This window comes from Actinospica durhamensis (assembly GCF_018139695.1).
Lineage (GTDB): Bacteria > Actinomycetota > Actinomycetes > Streptomycetales > Catenulisporaceae > Actinospica > Actinospica durhamensis.
On sequence record NZ_JAGSOG010000080.1, the window covers coordinates 1 to 16,420 of the forward strand.

The 16,420-nt window shown below is 73.1% G+C and carries 7 protein-coding genes; all 7 read right to left on the minus strand.

Going from position 1 to position 16,420, the window contains the following annotated elements; genetic code table 11:
* A partial coding sequence (locus KDL01_RS17295; protein ID WP_212529547.1) for a hypothetical protein occupies positions 1-773 on the minus strand: 773 nt, incomplete at its 3' end.
* A gap of 539 nt (positions 774-1,312) precedes the next feature.
* Positions 1,313-2,272 carry a TauD/TfdA family dioxygenase gene (locus KDL01_RS17300; RefSeq protein WP_212529548.1) on the minus strand — a complete coding sequence of 320 codons (960 nt, stop codon included), beginning with the start codon at positions 2,270-2,272 and terminating at the stop codon, positions 1,313-1,315.
* Entirely contained in the window at positions 2,265-2,903 is a 639-nt protein-coding gene (locus KDL01_RS17305; RefSeq protein WP_212529549.1) for a thiamine pyrophosphate-dependent enzyme, read from the minus strand. The genes KDL01_RS17300 and KDL01_RS17305 overlap by 8 nt, the downstream gene beginning before the upstream one ends.
* Positions 2,904-2,911: 8 nt before the next feature.
* Positions 2,912-3,433, minus strand: coding sequence for a thiamine pyrophosphate-binding protein (locus tag KDL01_RS17310; RefSeq protein WP_212529550.1), 522 nt, complete (start codon positions 3,431-3,433; stop codon positions 2,912-2,914).
* Between the two features lie 71 nt (positions 3,434-3,504).
* Positions 3,505-4,395 (minus strand): LLM class flavin-dependent oxidoreductase, encoded by an 891-nt coding sequence (locus KDL01_RS17315; protein ID WP_212529551.1) that lies wholly within the window; start codon positions 4,393-4,395, stop codon positions 3,505-3,507.
* Between the two features lie 34 nt (positions 4,396-4,429).
* On the minus strand, positions 4,430-5,818 hold the full coding sequence (locus KDL01_RS17320; protein ID WP_212529552.1) for a DUF6002 family protein: 1,389 nt from the start codon (positions 5,816-5,818) through the stop codon (positions 4,430-4,432).
* 6 nt (positions 5,819-5,824) lie between these two features.
* Positions 5,825-16,372, minus strand: a complete 10,548-nt coding sequence (locus tag KDL01_RS17325; protein WP_212529553.1) for a non-ribosomal peptide synthetase — start codon at positions 16,370-16,372, stop codon at positions 5,825-5,827.
* Positions 16,373-16,420 lie beyond the last annotated feature (48 nt).

A 16,420-nucleotide genomic window follows, 5' to 3' on the forward strand; every position in this document is an offset into this window, starting at 1 on the left:
CCAACGCCTTCACTCGGGGATCGGCTATGCGACTCCCCTCGAAGCCTACCGAGAGAAGCAGGCGAACCTGACGCTCGCCGCGTGATCACACCGCGGGACCAGTGTCCAAAATTCGCGGGGCAGCCCAGTTGGCGCAGGTAGTCCGTGCCTGGATGGTTGTGGGCCAGCAGTGTCAGGTCGATGAGCGCGTCCACATCGCCGGCCCGGTCATCACTGCCGTCGGTGGAAACCGAGGCGCGGTACTGGGCCGCGAGCACCGCTCCGCGCGCCTTGATCGACGCGGGGTCGTTCTCCAGCGTGCGCTCAGCCCACGTGTGGGCGGCGGTGAAGTCCCCGGCGGTGAAGGCGAGGTCGGCGAGGTCGAGGGGAATCAGAGCACTGCTCGGGTCCAGCGCGAACGCGGCGCTCCAGGTGGCAGCCGCGGCCGCCGGGTCTTCGGTATCGCGCTGGGCGTAACCGAGCATGACCAATGTCGACGCAGTGCGGCCCGCGGCGGAATCCTCCAGCGCAAGCGCGGCTTCACACCAGGCCAGGGCCTCCGACGCGACACCCAGACGACGCGCCACCCCGGACAGCGCGCGCAGCACCTCGGCGTCGGCGTCGGCTCGCGCGGCCGCTGTACGGGCCAGGTTCAGCCATGGAGCCAAGATCTCCAGGTGAGCCGACTCGGTGACATAACCGACCGCGTCGGTCACCTGCTTGACCGCCACGACCAGTTGCCGCGTGGGAACCGTCTGGACCGCCTCCGGAGTGAACCAAGGTGCTGCCGCCACGGCCGAACTGGCGCGGCAGCGGTGACCGCGCCCAGCAGCTTCACCGCCACCCCTAGGCGCCCTTCCGCGGCGACCAGAGCCACCGATGCAGCCGCAGCGCCGGTTCCCACCCGCTGGCCGTCCCCCTTGAATAACTCGCGTGCCGCGGGCGGCGAGCCGACGACGGCGACCAGTTCATCGAGCGCTGAATAAATCTCCTGCCAATCGGGAGCGAGATCCAGCGCTCGGGCCAGGTGAGCGGCGGCGGCAGGCAACTCGCCCGCAGACATATGACGGCGGGCCGCCGCAACGGCACGTGCTGTCGCAGACTCAGCCCCCGGCCTTCGCTCTACGGCACCGCGCCCGTCAGCCCCCTCACGTAGACCACCGGCACCGCCAGACTCCTCTGCGGACATCGCTGCCTCCTCATGGCTGACGGTGCCGCGACGGCAGCATCTCCGGAAAGGATATTGGTCAGCTGGCCTGTCCGGCCTCGGCCGGGAAAGCCACGCCGCCGGTCGCGCGGAGTTCCGCCCGTGGCACGCGTGCGCGGTTGACGCTCATCCCGACATGGCCACCAGGACGCGGCGGGGGCCGGTGTAGGGGCGGCGGCCGTGGGCGACGAGCATGTTGTCGATGAGCAGGATGTCCCCGCGGCGCCATTCGACGTCGACGGCGGCGGCGAGGCCGCACTGCTGGATGTGCTGGATGGCGGCGGCCGGGATCTGGCCGCCGTCGGCGTAGAACACGGACTGGGGGAGCTCGTCGGGGCCGAGGATCAGGGCCAGTTCGGCGGCCGCGGTGTCGCCGAGGCCGGCGGGGTGGAACTGGTCCGCCTGGTTGAACCAGACCTCCTCGCCTGTTCGCGGATGTCTCGCGGTGGCCGGCCTCGTCTGTTCGATCCGCAGGCCCGTCCCCTCGCGCCACTCCCACTGCGCCCCCGCGGCGCGCAGCAACTCCTCCACCGTGTCGCGATCCTCGCACTCGAAGGTCTGCTGCCAGCTGTTGCCGAACCCGAAGCCGTCGTGCAGGTTCTGGATGTAGCGCACGCCCCCGGCGAAAGCCCTGCGGATCTCCGGATCGATCAGCGAGAGCCAGAGCGCGCCGTCGACGACGGGGGTGGCGCCGCCCTCGGCCGCCGGCCGCTCACAGTAGAACGCCAGACGTTCGGGCCAACCGCTCGCGTAGGACAGTTCGCTGTGCATCGCGATCGTGAACTCGCTCGGGTACTCCGTCGACGTGTACACGTTGCGGCCGACCTTCGTGCGCGGCGAGGTGCCGTGGACGTAGGGCAGCCGGTTGGGCAGCAGTGCGTCGAGCACCGGATCGAGGCGGTCCGGGCCGACGTCGAATCCGCGCAGGACCAGGGCCTTCGCGGAGGTCAGCAGGGGCTCCACGTCGCCGAGTTCGGACAGGTACCGGGCGAGGCCGGTCTCGGTCGGCTCGACCCCGGCGCCCTCCGGAGTGATCTCGAGCGGCTTCCACGTCTCGGCCGGGCCCTCGGTCCAGATCTCAGTCATAGGTGGACACCTCCGGGTGTGCGCTGCGGGTGGGTCTCGAACCGGCGCTGCGTCGTGCGGACACGTACTCGGTGAAGCGGCGGGCGTGTTCGGCGAGCCGGTCGTCGACGCGCGGCGGCGCGGGGGCCCGGTCCGGTTCGACCAGACATCTGATGAACACGGGGGAGGAGGCTACGGGGGGAACGGATGGAGCCCCGGCCTCGGCGCGCAGCAGGTCGCGCAGCGCTTGCGGGTCGCCGACGGTGTACGTGCGCCGGCAGCCGGCCGCCTCGGCCCATCCGCACAGGTCGACCCCGCCGGCGTTCGTGCGCTGGCCGCCGGTCGAGGCGTAGGCGCCGTCGTCGAGTACCAGGTGGATCAGCGGCAGGCCGCCGGCGGCGTCGAGGCACAGCATGCCGCCGGGGTTCATCAGGACGCTGCCGTCCCCGTCGAGGACCAGGGTCATCTCGCCGGTGGCGAGGGCGAGACCCGCGCCGAGCGAGAGGGCGAGGCCCATCGAGCCGGTCATGTAGAAGTGGTTGGGCCGCTCGCCCAGGCCCGCGCCGATCCGGGAGGTGTACCCCGTGGTGAAAATCGTCGGTACGGTCGGGAGCGCGGCGAGCGCCTCGGCTATCGCTCTCGTCTTGTCCATCGGGGTTCTCACGCACTCCAACCGAACTCGTCCGGACGTACCAGCAGGGCATATGGTCTGCGCTCGGTCCGCAGCACCTTCGCGACGCGTGCCAGCTGCTCGGCCACGTCGGACGTGGCGAGGTACTCGTGTTCCAAGCCCAGTCCCCGCAGGATCGGCTCGGTCAGGCGGCCCATGCCCAGGTTCTCCGTGGTGGTGTCCGGCGCGGTGCCGCGCATGCTGACGATGAGCAGGATCGGGATCTGGTACGGCAGCACCAGCGAGGCCAGGGCGTTGACGCACTGGCCGAAGCCCGAGTTCTGCATCAGCACCGTCGCCGGGCGCCCGCTCAGGGCCACACCGGCGGCGAGTCCCACGGCGTTGTCCTCACGGGCGACGACGCGGTAGTCGGCGCCCGCTTCCAGCAGGCCGAGCAGGGGCGAGAGGATCCCGCACGGCGTGCCGAAGTACGGGCCGAGGTCCTGGGCGAGGAGGGCTTCGAAGGCGGCACCGGCTGCGGCCGGGGCGGAGGCGTCGGCGGAGGTGGGCATCTCTTCCTCGGTGCGGGTCGATCCGGGTGACGATCCGTGGGGAGCCGTGGCGCGCATCGCGTGCATCGGCGTCAACCCGCCGAATCGGCCGGAAGAGTGGCGGCGATCCGCTCCAGGGTCGCCCGGGCGCCGACGAACGGGGGTTGCGTGCGGGGGAAGGGCACCACCATGTCGGTGATCCCGGCCTCCTCGAATCGCCCGACCGCATCTTCGAAGGCGGCGACGGAGCGCAGGGGCGGTTCCTCGCGGTTGACGTTGAGCAGCAGTGTGCGCAGCGTGCCCGGATCCCGGCCCTCCCGCTCGCACGCCTCCCGCAGGCGGGCGACTTGCCCGGCGACGAGCTTCGGGTCGGCCGCGGGGGCGATGAGGCCGGGGGCCGGGGAGGTGCCGTTGGTGACCCAGTACTCGGCGTGCCTGGCGGCGAGGCGCATGCCGCGCGGGCCGGTCGCGCCGATCGCGAACGGCAGCCGGGGCCGGGTCCCGGCCGCCGGGTCCACGTGTGCTTCCTCGGCCGCGTAGTACCTGCCCTGATAGCTGGTCACCGGGGCGCTCAACAGCAGGTCGGAGAGCTCGACGAACTCCGCGAACCGCCCGGCGCGCTCGGCGGCGGTCCACGCCCGCCCGCCCAGCACGCGGGCGTCGGCGCCGCCCGCTCCGGCGCCGAGTCCCAGGATGAACCGGCCCCCGCTGATGTCGTCGAGGGTGAGCGCCTCCTTGGCCAGCGGCACCGGGTGGCGGAAGTTCGGCGTGGCGAGCAGGGTGCCGAGGCGGATCCGGCGGGTGACGGCCGCTGCCGCGGTGAGCGTGGGGATCGCGCTGTACCAGGTCTTGCCGATCAGATCCCGCCAGGCGATGTGGTCGTAGGTCCAGGCGTGGGCGAAGCCGAGCTCGTCCGCGCCGCGCCAGTCCTCGCGGGCCTCGCGCCAGCCGGCGGCGGGCAGGATCAGTACTCCGATGCGCACCGCGGCTCACCCTCTCGCCGCGTCGTCCGGTCCGTCACGGCGCGAGCTCGCGGGCCAGGTCGGCGGCGGTGGCCACGGGACGGACGGCCGTGCCGAGCGGCGTATAGTGCTCCGCGGTGTACCAGCCGGATCCGTGCACCACCAGTTCGTGGTCCGGCTTGATCAGGCTTCTGTCGATCGCGTTGAACGCCCCGGTCATGGCCATCACCAGGGACCGCTCGTGCAGGGCGGCGAAGTCCCGCGGCAGCGCGACTCCGGCTTCGGCCAGCAGTTCCCGGATCAGCGGGTAGCGTTCGCGGCATTCCCGGCCGGAGACCACGATTCCGTCCCCGCCGTGCCGGGCGATGATGTCGTTCATCAGCGGCGAGGTGGCCGGCCGGTGCGTGTAGAACGTCGGGTCGAGCAGTTCGTCCGGGTCTTCGGTCACGCTCGGGAAGTGCGCGTCGGCGTCCTGATGGTAGAGCCCGTCGGCCTGTTCGAGCCGGTACGCGGGCAGCCCGGTCCGCTCGAAGCCGCCGGAACGCAGGCTCAGCACCATGTCCGGCGTGGACAGGTGCTGCACCAGCAGGGAGTGCGGGCGCCGGGCGATGTCGGAGAGCCCCGACCGCTCCAGGTACTGCCGGCCCCGGTGGTAGCCCAGCAGGCCGAAGGCGCTCGAGACGGCGTGCACGTGGGTCCGCGCGGCGGCGGCTTGGTCCACCGGGTGGACGTCGTGCTCGAACAGGGCCCTGGCGACGTCCGCGAGCAGGTAGTTGTTCAGCTCAAGCGAGAACCACAGCAGCGCGCCCGTCCGCTCGTGGATCCGCGCCGCGTACGTGTCGACGAACTCGCGGCCGAGCGCCTTGACGTCCTCGGCCCGGGGCGAGTCGAGCGTGCACAGCGGGTTGAGGGCAGCGAGTTCCGGATCCCGGCTCAGGCCGTCCTGGCGCAGTTTCGCCGCGGAGCTGTGCGGCGCCAGGACCATGATACGCAGCTGGTCCGGCGTCACCAGGCCGGCGCGGATCGCGCGATGCACCGCGTCGCGCAGGGCGGTGCCCTTGTTGCCCGAGGTCGGCGAGAAGATCACCAGCGGTCGGCCGGTCGTGCGGATGTGCTCGACCGCCCGCGCCACGATCAGCAGAGACGGGAAGGTCTTGGTGGTGTTCGTGCCCGGATTCAGGGCGAGGTCCAGCAGGTGCAGACGCTGGTCGCGGTACTCGCCGGCACCGCGCCATCGCACCCGGGCGACCTCGAGGAACTCCCGGACCTGCGCGGTCGGCTCGGGCAGCGCGAACGCGGGCACGCAGGTGCCGGGCGCGGCGGACGCGGCGCGCGGGACGGCGTCGAACTCCTCGGCGACCTCGCGCAGCGTGTCGTAGTAGTCGATCAGGAGGTTCGCGGTGCCTTCAGGGGCGGCGGAGACCGCGGGTCGGCTGTGGGTCATGGCGTTTCACTGCCTTCCAGTGGATGGGTCGGGTCTGCTGGTGCACGCCGGGAGGATCGTGCTCGCAGCCCGGTGCTCGGCGATGCGGGCGGAGATCAGCCCGCCGATCCGGGCGGCCGGGTCGGGGCGCAGCAGCTGCCCATGGGTGGATTCGAGGGTCAGGGCCCGGATCTCGCCGTCCACGTGCGGGCCCCAGGCCTGCGCCGGGCTCGGCGCCCCGGGCCGGCGGCCGAGGCCCGCCTCGACGAAGAGCACCGGACCGTGGAACAGGCCCGGCCGGTGCGCGTCGGCGATCCGTCGGTTGTTGGCCAGGGTCGCGAGCATCGCCTCCACCCGCCCGGGCTCGCCCGCGCCGAGCGTGTCCACGACGCGCCGCAGCACGCTCTGGCCGCGTCGCTCCGCGTCCTGCGCCGACCGATCGTCAGAAGTCTGTTTCGGGTCGGAGCCGCCGCCCGGGCCGGGATCGAGCCCGAGCGCTTCGAGCAGGACGGCGACGGCGGCGCCGCGCTCGTCCGCGGCACTGCGGGGATCGGACGGTGAAGCAGAGCGTGGATACCCGTCGACCAGGCACAGCAGCCCGACCTGTTCCCCCTGCCGTTGCAGCGAGACCGCCGCGGCGTGCGCGACGAGGGCGCCGAAGGACCAGCCCATCAGGTGGTAGGGGCCGTGCGGCTGGATCCGCCTGATCCGCGCGAGGTAGTCGGCCGCCATCTGCTCGAGTCCGGCGGCGTGCGCCTCGCCCGGGGCGATTCCGGCCGCCTGCAGGCCGTAGACCGGTTGGTCGGGGCTCAACCCGCGCAAGAGTGCGGCGTAGCACCAGGCGAGGCCGCCGCCCGGGTGGACGCAGAAGAGCGGGGGCCGGTCTCCGCGGACGCGCAGTGGAAGCACCCCGGCGAACGCGTCTCGGTCGACCTCCCGGTCCAGCCGGGAGGCCAGGCCGGCGACGGTGGGCGTGTCGAACAGATCTCTGATGCCGATCGCCGCGCCGAGCCGGGTCCTGATCCGTCCGACGAGTTCGGCCGCGGTGAGCGAGTGGCCGCCGAGCCGGAAGAAGTCCTCGTGCACGCCGACGCCGTCAAGGCCGAGCACTTCGGCGAAGATCCCGGCGAGCAGGATTTCGCGCGGCGTGGCCGGTTCGTCCGGCTCACCCGCCCCGGCCTCGGCCCCGGCTCGAGGCTCCGGCGAGGGCAGCCCGGCGTGGTCGAGCTTTCCGTTGGGGGTCAACGGGAACTCCGCCAGCTGCACGTAGGCCGTGGGCACCAGGTGCTCCGGCACCCGGGCCGCGGCGAATCTGCGGACCTGCGCCGCATCGAGTGCGGGGTCCGACGGGATCAGGTAGGCGACGAGGCGCAGATCCCCTCGGGTGTCGGGCAGAGCGCGCACGAGGGCTTGGGCGACGTGGGGGTGGCGGGTGAGTATGGCTTCTACTTCGCCGGGTTCGATGCGGAAGCCGCGGATTTTGACTTGTTCGTCGGTGCGGCCGAGGAAGACGAGTTGTCCGTCGGTGCGTCGGCGGGCGAGGTCGCCGGTGCGGTACATCCGTGTGCCGTCGGCGCTGAAGGGGTCGGGCACGAATCGCTCGGCTGTCGCGCCGGGACGGCCGAGGTATCCGCGTGCAAGGCCGGAGCCGGCGATGTAGATCTCGCCGGCCACGCCCGCCGGCACCGGACGCAGCCACCGGTCCAGCACATGGATCCGGGTGTTGGGCATCGGGCGCCCGATCGGGACGGGTCCGGGCGCCAGTTCGTGCCCCGGCTCGATCCGGTACTGGGTCGCGTTGACCGTGGCCTCGGTGGGCCCGTAAGCGTTGTAGACCACTGCGTCGGGGTGCCGCTCACGCCACTGCCGCACGGCCGCGGCCTGCAACGGCTCCCCGCCCAGGACGAGCTCCCGCTCGGGGCTGAACCGCTCCGGCAGCGCGTCGAGGAGGGCGAGCTGGCTGGGGGTGGTCTTCAGGAACGTGACCGGCGTGTCGCTCGAATCGGGCCAGGCCTCGTCCTGCTGCCCGTCCAGCCCGGCCAGGCGGACCGAGCCTCCGCTCACCAGGGGTGTGAACAGCCCCGACACCGTCAGGTCGAAGGACGCTGAGGAGGGCACCAGCGAAAGGCCGGCGGTGCCCTGATAAGTGCTCGCGGAGAAGGCCAGGTAGTCGACGACTGATCGGTGCTCGACGGCGACGCCCTTCGGCCTGCCGGTCGATCCCGACGTGTAGATCACGTAGGCCGGGTGCGCGGGCGAGAGCGGCCGCACCCGGTCCGCGTCGCCGGGATCGCCCGGGACGCTCGGATCGGGGGCGTCGTCCAGATGGAGGTCCCGCAGGTCCAGGGCCTCGACGTCCGAGGCCGGGAAGCCGCCGGCGCACAGCACCAGGCGGGCACCGGAGTCGGCGAGCATGTATCCGACGCGCTCGGCTGGATACCCGGGGTCGACCGGCACGTAGGCCGCCCCGGCCTTGAGCACGCCGAGCAGCGCGGCGACCAGATCCGTCGACCGGGGGAGGGCGACCGCGACGAGGTCTTCGGGGCCCAGGCCCCGGGCGATCAGCGCGTGCGCGATGCGATTGGCCCGGCGGTTGAGGTCCCGATACGTCAGGACACTGTCCCGGTGGTGGAGGGCGGGCCGGTCCGGGGTCCGGGCCGCCTGCGCCTCGAACAGGTCCGGCAGCACCCCGGCCGGCACAGGAGTGACCGGTCCGGCCGCCCGGTCCAGGGCGTGGGCGTGCTCCGCCCGGTCCAGCAGGTCCAGGGCGCCGAGCTCCGTGTCCGGGGCAGCCGCGGACGTCTGGGCCTGGCGCAGCAGGAGCCTGCCGAGCTGCTCGGCACTCCCCGGTTCGAACAGGTCGGTGTCGTACTCGATCCGGATCTCGATCCCGTCCGGTCCGCCGTTCGCGGTGTGCCGCTCCGCGCAGAAGAAGCTCAGGTCGAACCGGGCCGTGCCACCGTGTCGGGCCAGCGGCCTCGTGCGCAGACCGGGCAGGGTGAACTCGGCCTCGCCGCTCTGCATCACGAGCATGACTTGGAACAGCGGGTTGCGCGCGGTGGAGCGGGCCGGGTTGAGCTCCTCCACCAGCCGCTCGAACGGCATGTCCTGGTGCGCGAACGCGGCCACGTCCGCCGCCCGCACCCGGGCGAGCAGCTCGCCGAGGCTCGGGCGCCCGGACAGATCGGCCCGCAGTACCAGGGTATTGACGAAGAAGCCCACCAGCGGCGCCAGCGCCTCGTCGGGGCGCCCGGCCACCGGGGTGCCGACGACGACGTCCGCACCGGCGCCGAGACGCGAGAGCAGCGCGGCTACCTGCGCGTGAAGCACCATGAACACGGTTGCGTCAGCCCGGTGTGCGACCTCGAGCAGGCGCCGGTGCGTCTCGGGATCGAGCCGGATCGAGGCCATCGCGCCGCGGTGGCGCTGCGCCGCGGGGCGCGGCCGGTCCGTCGGAAGCTCGATCTGCTCCGGGATTCCGGCCAGCACGTGCTTCCAGTGCTCGGTCTGGGCCCGCATGTCCGCACTCGGTTCCGCTCGGGTGCCGAGCGTCGCGCGCTGCCACAGGGCGTAGTCCGCGTATTGAACCGGCAGATCGGCCCAACGCGGCGCGCGAGCGGCTCGCCGCTCCGAGTACGCCTCGGTGAGATCGTGCCACAGCGGGCCGGAGGAGCCACCGTCGGTGGCGATGTGGTGCAGGGTGAGTATGAGCACGTGTTCGGTCGGGGCGAGCTCGAGCAGCACCATGCGGATCGGCAGGTCCTCGGCCAGACGGAACGGGAGCGCGGCCCAGTGCTCGACCGCGGCGTCCACCTGGTCGGCGGTGACCGTGAGCGTCCGGAGAGGCGGCTGCGCGTCCGCCGGAGTGAGCACCCTCTGATAAGGGGCGCCGTCGCTTTCGCCGATCACGGTGCGCAGCACCTCGTGGCGCACTATCAGGTCGCCCAGTGCGGCGCGCAGGGCCTGCGGGTCCAGATCGCCGGACAGCCGCAGGCACAGGGAGTTGTTGTAGAGGCTGTTGGGGCCCTCGAGCTGGTCGATGAACCAGAGCCGGTGCTGCGCGAAGGACAGCGGGATCCGCTCCGGGCGCGCCGCTCGGCCGAGCTGCGGGTGCGCCGGCGCGGCGCGCTCCAACAGGGCCGAGATCCCGGCGACGGTGGGGTGGTCGAAGAGGTCCGCGACGCCCGGCCGGATGCCCAGCTCCGCCGCGATCCGTCCGGCCAGCCGGACCACCAGGAGGGAGTGGCCGCCGAGGTGGAAGAAGCTGTCGTCGATCCCGACCCGCTCGGCGCCGAGCACCTCGGCGAACAGGCGGCACAGCAGCTCCTCCCTCGCGTCGCGCGGGCCGCGGCCGGCGGCGCCGCCGAATCGCGGCTCGGGCAGGGCCCGGTGGTCGAGCTTTCCGTTGGCGGTCAACGGAATCCGATCGATCGGCAGGAACGCCGCCGGGACCATGTAGTCGGGAACTGTCGCGGACAGGTACGCGCGCAGCTCGTCCGGATCGATCCCGGACTCGGCCGGCACGACGTAACAGACAAGCCGCTGTTCACCGTGTTCTGCCGCGTGTACGCGCACGAGGGCTTGGGCGACGTGGGGGTGGCGGGTGAGTATGGCTTCTACTTCGCCGGGTTCGATGCGGAAGCCGCGGATTTTGACTTGTTCGTCGGTGCGGCCGAGGAAGACGAGTTGTCCGTCGGTGCGTCGGCGGGCGAGGTCGCCGGTGCGGTACATCCGTGTGCCGTCGGCGCTGAAGGGGTCGGGCACGAATCGCTCGGCTGTCGCGCCGGGACGGCCGAGGTATCCGCGTGCAAGGCCGGAGCCGGCGATGTAGATCTCGCCGGCCACGCCCGCCGGCACCGGACGCAGCCACCGGTCCAGCACATGGATCCGGGTGTTCCAGATCGGCCGGCCGATCGGGACGTCCGCCGGCCAGTCGGCCGGGTCGCGCGGCAGCCGGTAGGCGGCGGCGCGATGGGTCTCGCTCGGGCCGTATCCGTTGCGCAGCCGGGGCGTCCGGCCCCCGAACAGCCGCCGTGCCGCCGCGCCCGGTACCAGCCGCTCCCCGCTCTGCACCACCACCTCGAGGCCGCCGAGGCCTTCCGGGCGCTGCGCCGCCGCCTCGAACAGCAGGCTGAGCACGACGTTCGGCGCGAACAGTTCGCGCACCTGCCTGCGCTCGAGCCACCGGACCAGCGCGGCCGGGTCGAGCCGCACCTCTTGCGGCACGAGCACCAGCGTCCTGCCCGTGGTGAGCGCGGCGAGCAGTTCGAGCAGGGAGACGTCGAACCCTGCGGAGGCGAACTGGGCCGCTCGGGTGCCGGGGGCGGCCGGGATGAAGTCGGCCTGCCAGTGTGCCAGGTTCAGCAGGGTTCTGGCCGGCAGCGCCACCCCCTTGGGTTTCCCGGTGGAGCCGGAGGTGTAGACGATGGCGGCGATACGCTCCGCCCACGCCGCGGCGCTCGACGTCTCGGACGACGTGGACGGCTCAGACGGCTCGGCCGCCGCCGGACTCCCGAGCGGGTCGGACGCCGCGGCGAGCAGGCCGGGGAACTCCAGGCCTTCCACCGCCACCAGGACCGGACCGGCACCGGGCTCGTCGGCCAAGGCCGCACGCAGGCGGGCGGCTCCGGCCGAGTCGGTCAGGATCAGCTGCGGCCGGGCGTCGGCGACGATCGCGCTGATCCGTCCCGTCGGCAGCGTCGAGTCCAGCGGCAGGTAGGCGGCCCGCGAGGCGAGCACCGCGGCGAAACAGACCACGAAATCGAAGGTGCGCGGCAGCATCACGCCGATCCGCTGTTCGGGGCCGAGGCCCTGGCCGACGAGCCACCTCGCCAGCCGCGTAGCGCGCTCGTCGAGTTCGCGGTAGGTGTGCTCGTCGTCCTCGCAGATCACGGCGCACTCATCAGGGGTGCGTGACGCCTGCGTGCGCAGCAGCTCGGGCAGGTCCAGCCCGGACGGCAGTGCGTGCGCGGTGTCGTTCCAGTCGCGCACCACGGTGTCGAATTCGCCCGGCAGGAGAACGCCGTGGCGGCCCAACGAGGCGTCCGGATCCGCGACGGCCTGGTCCAGGAGCAGGACGAAGCGCGCCGCGAACCGCTCGACGGTCTCCTCGTCGAAGAGGTCTGCGGCGTACTCGACGGTGCCGAGTAGCCCGGCGGCCCGCCCGTCTGCCGTGTCCGGCGGCCGCTCGGCCAGAGTGACGGAGAGATCGAACTTCGCGGTCCCGGCCCGCACCTTCGCCGTCTGCACCCGCGCGTCGTCCAGCCGCACCTGCGGCCCGCCCGCGGCGTGCACCGCGAACAACACCTGGAACAGCGGATGCCGAGCCGCCGAACGGGCCGGGTTGACCAGCTCCACGATCTGTTCGAAGGGCAGGTCCTGATGGTCGAACGCGGCCAGATCGCCCTGACGCACGCGGGCCAGCAGATCGCGGAAGCTCGGGTCGCCCGACGTGTCCGTGCGCAGCACGACCGTGTTGGCGAAGAACCCGACCAGGTCGTCGAGCTCCGCGTCGACGCGGCCGGCGGTGGCGGTGCCGAGCGGGATGTCCGAGCCGGCGCCATGCGCGCTGAGTGAGGCGGCGAGCCCGGCCTGCACCAGCATGAACAGGCTGACCGCGCTCTCCCTCGCCAGGTCGCGCAGCCGTGAGTGCAGCTGAGCGGGCACCTCGAACGCGACCGTGCCGCCGCGTCCGCTCGGCACCGCGGGCCTCGGCCGGTCGTAGGGCAGGTCGAGCTCTTCGGGCAGCCCGGCCAGCGCCTGCGTCCAGTACTGCGCCGTCCGCGTGCCGAAACCGCCCTCCTGCTCCCCGGTCCCGAGCAGATCCCGTTCCCAGAGCGCGTAGTCGGCGTATTGCAGCGGCAGCGCCGGCCAGCGCGGTTCCCGGCCGGCCTTTCGGGCCGCGTACGCCTCCTCCAGATCGCGCAACAGCGGCCCGGAGGACCAGCCGTCGCAGGCGATGTGGTGGATCACCAGCAGCAGCACGCACTCGCCGGTGTCCAGGGCGAACAGCCTCGCCCGGATCAGCAGGTCGGCCGCGAGGTCGAAGGTCCGGTCGGTCACAGCCGCGGACAGTGCCGCGAGCTCCGATTCCCCGCACCGCAACGGATTGAGCGCCACCTCGGCCTCGTGCGCGGGCCGGACGATCTGCCAGGGTTCGCCGTCGGACTCGAGGAAGCGGGTGCGCAGGGCCTCGTGCCGCGCCACGACGTCGCCGAGCGCCGCTTCCAGAGCTTGCGGATCCACCGGGCCGGTCCAGCGCAGCGTGTGCGCGGTGCTGTACATCGGGCTCGGGCCGTGCAGGCGGTCGAGGAACCACAGGCGCCGCTGTGCGCTCGAGAGCGGCAGCCGCCGCGGCCGCGGGCGGGGACCGAGGGCCGGCCGGCCCGTCGCCGCGTCCGCGGGCCGGCCCGCCCCGGCCAGGTGCGCGGCCAACCGGGCCGGGGTGGGGTGCTCGAAGAAGGCGCGCACCTGCAGGCCGACGCCGAGTGCGGCGCGAATCCGCGCGATCAGCCGGATGGCCAGCAGGGAGTGGCCGTCGAGCTTGAAGAAGTCCTCGTCCGGCCCGACCGAGTCCCGGCCGAGCACCTCGGCGAACAGGCCGCACAGCAGTTCCTCGCGGGCGGTGCGCGCGAGCCGGGCCGTGGAGGTGCGCGGCGCGGCCGGACGCGGCAGTGCCCGCAGATCGAGTTTTCCGTTGGCCGTCAGCGGAAGCCGGTCCACGACGACGAACGCGTCGGGCACCATGTACTGCGGAATCAGGCCACGCAGATGATCTGCCAGTTCCCGCGGATCGGGGGCGTCGGCGGCGTCGGGGGCGGACGCCACCACGTAGCCGACCAGGCGCGGCCCGTCCGCCGCCCGGTCCCGTTCCAGGGCCCCGTCGCGCTCCGGGTCGAGGGAGACGACCGCGGCCTGCGCCACGGCGCGGTGGCGCACGAGCGCGGCCTCGATCTCGCCCGGCTCGACCCGATAGCCGCGGACCTTGAGCTGGCGGTCGGCCCGGCCGAGGAACTCCAGTTCGCCGCGGTGGTTCCAGCGCGCGAGATCGCCGGTGCGGTACATCCGCTCGCCCGGCGCCCCGAAGGGGTCGGCGACGAACCGCTCTGCGGTGGCCCCCGGCCGGCTTGCGTAGCCGCGGGCCAGCCCGGCCCCGGCCACGTAGAGCTCCCCGGGCACGCCCCGGGGCCGCGGCTCGAGGTCGTCGCCGAGCACGTACACGTCCGTGTTCGGCAGCGGCCGGCCGATCGGGAGCACCGGCCGCTCCGGCAGCGGCGCTCCGGGTTCGAGCCGGTAGTGCGTGCAGGCCACCGTGATCTCGGTGGGGCCGTATGAGTTGACGACCGCCAGCCCGGGCTGCTCCTGCCGGATGCGGTCCAGGGCGGCCGCGGGCAGCGGCTCGCCCGCCACCATCAGCTCGGCCACCGCCGGCCGCGCCCCCGCTCCCGCCCCGGCCAACAGCGGAAGGTGACTGGGCGTCACCTTCAGGAAGCCGGGTGCGGTCCCGGCCGGGAGCTGCGTGAAGGCCTCGTCCAACTCGGCGAAGTGGACCGTGCCGCCCGCCGCGAGGGTGCCGTAGAGCGCGGTCAGCGGCAGGTCGAAGGCGAGCGAGGAATGCAGGAGGCTGTGTTCCCCGAGCCCGCGGTAGGCCCGCGCGCCCGAGTCCAGGTAGTCCGCCAGCGATGCGTGCTCGACGATGACGCCCTTGGGCCGGCCGGTGGAGCCCGAGGTGAAGACGAGATACGCCGGATGGCGCGGGTGCGCCGGGACCGCCCGGTCGCGGTCGGACGGGTCGGTGCTCGGCCCGGCCGGTTGCGCGACGCCCAGGACCGGGCCGTTCCACCCCGTCCCTTCCGCGGCCGCGGCCGCCTCTGCGACGAGGACCGCGGGCGCGCACTGCGCGATCACCTCGGCCAGCCTGGCCTCGGGCTGCGCCGGGTCGAGCACCGTGTACGCCGCACCGGATTTGAGCACGGCGAGCATGGCGAGGGCCAGCTCGGGTCCGCGCGGCAGGTGGAGGGCGACCACCTGCTCCGCCGCGATCCCCGCGGCGATCAGGGTGTGTGCGAGCCGGTTGGCGCGCTCGTTGGCCTCGCGATAGGTCAGCACGCCCCCTGCGTGCGCGAGGGCCGGATGCTCGGGACGCTCGGCGCAGCGCGATTCGAAGAGCTCGACGATTCCCGGCGCCCGCCCCTCCCGGCGCGGGCCGCGGCCGAGGGCCAGCACCTCGGCGCGCTCCTTCGGACCGGGCAGCCGCAGCCGGCTCAGCGGCACCCGTGGATCCGAGGCGACCTGCTCGAACAGGGAACGGAGATAGCCGGCGATCCGTTCGGCCGTGTCCCGTTCGAACAGGTCCGCGTTGAACTGCAGCGCGCCGACGAGTCCGGCCGGGGCGCCGTCCGCGGCGAACTGCTCGCCGAGGTTGAGTGAGAGGTCGAACTTGGCGATCCCGAAGTCGATCACCTCGAGTTCGGCGTGGACGCCCGCGAGGTCCAGTTCGCCCGCGTCCCGGTTCTGGAAGAGCAGCATCACCTGGAACAGCGGGTGCCGCGCGGCGCTGCGGGCCGGGTTGATCGCCGCGACCAGCCGCTCGAACGGCAGGTCCTGGCGGTCCAGCGCGGCGAGGTCCGCGTCCCGGACGCGGGCGAGCAGGCCCTCGAAGTCCGGGTCGCCGCCGGTGTCCGTGCGCAGCACCAGGGTGTTGACGAAGAAGCCGATCAGCTCGTCCATGGCCTGGTCGGTACGCCCGGCCACCGCGGTGCCGATCGGCAGGTCGCTGCCGGCGCCGAGCTTGTCCAGCAGCACCGCGAGGCCGGCGTGCAGCACCATGAACATGCTCGCGCCCCCGCGCCGGGCGAGGGCGGCCAGGCCGCGATGGGTGGCCGCGTCGATCCGCATCGGGACCAGTCCGCCGCGGTGGCCGGGCCGGGCCGGGCGGGGCCGGTCGGTCGGCAGCGCCAGTTCCTCCGGGCAGCCTTCGAGCGTCTTGGTCCAGAACCGCAGCTGCTCCGCGGCGAGGCTCGCCGGATCGCTCTCCTCGCCGAGCACCTCCCGCTGCCAGAGGGCGTAGTCCGCGTACTGCACCGGCAGTTCGTCCCAGTCCGGCGTGCGGCCCTCCAGGCGCGCCGCGTAGGCGCGGGAGAGGTCGCGAAAGAGCGGGCCGAGCGACCAGCCGTCACCGGCGATGTGGTGGATCACCAGCAGCAGCACGTGTTCCCGCTCGCCGAGCGCGTACAGCACGGCGCGCAGCGGCAACTCCCGGCGCAGGTCGGCGACCACCTGCGACTGCGCCACCAGCAGCTCGGCCAGCCCCTCGGCGTCCGCTTCGACGACGGGCAGCGCGATCGGCTCCGCACCGGCGTCGAGCACCCGCTGTTCCAGGCCCTGCGGCCCGTCGGCGATGACCGTGCGCAGGCTCTCGTGCCGTCGGACCACGTCGCCCAGCGCGCGATGCAGGCAGGCGCGGTCCACCGGTCCGCGGAGCCGGACGGCGACCGGCATGTTGTAGACCGGGCTCGCCTCGGCCAACTGGTCGATGAACCAGAAGCGGCCCTGGGCGTGCGAGAGGGGAATCACGGGAGGCACTCCGGGAGGTTCGGCGGACGGGGTGGTCGGCGGCCGGGC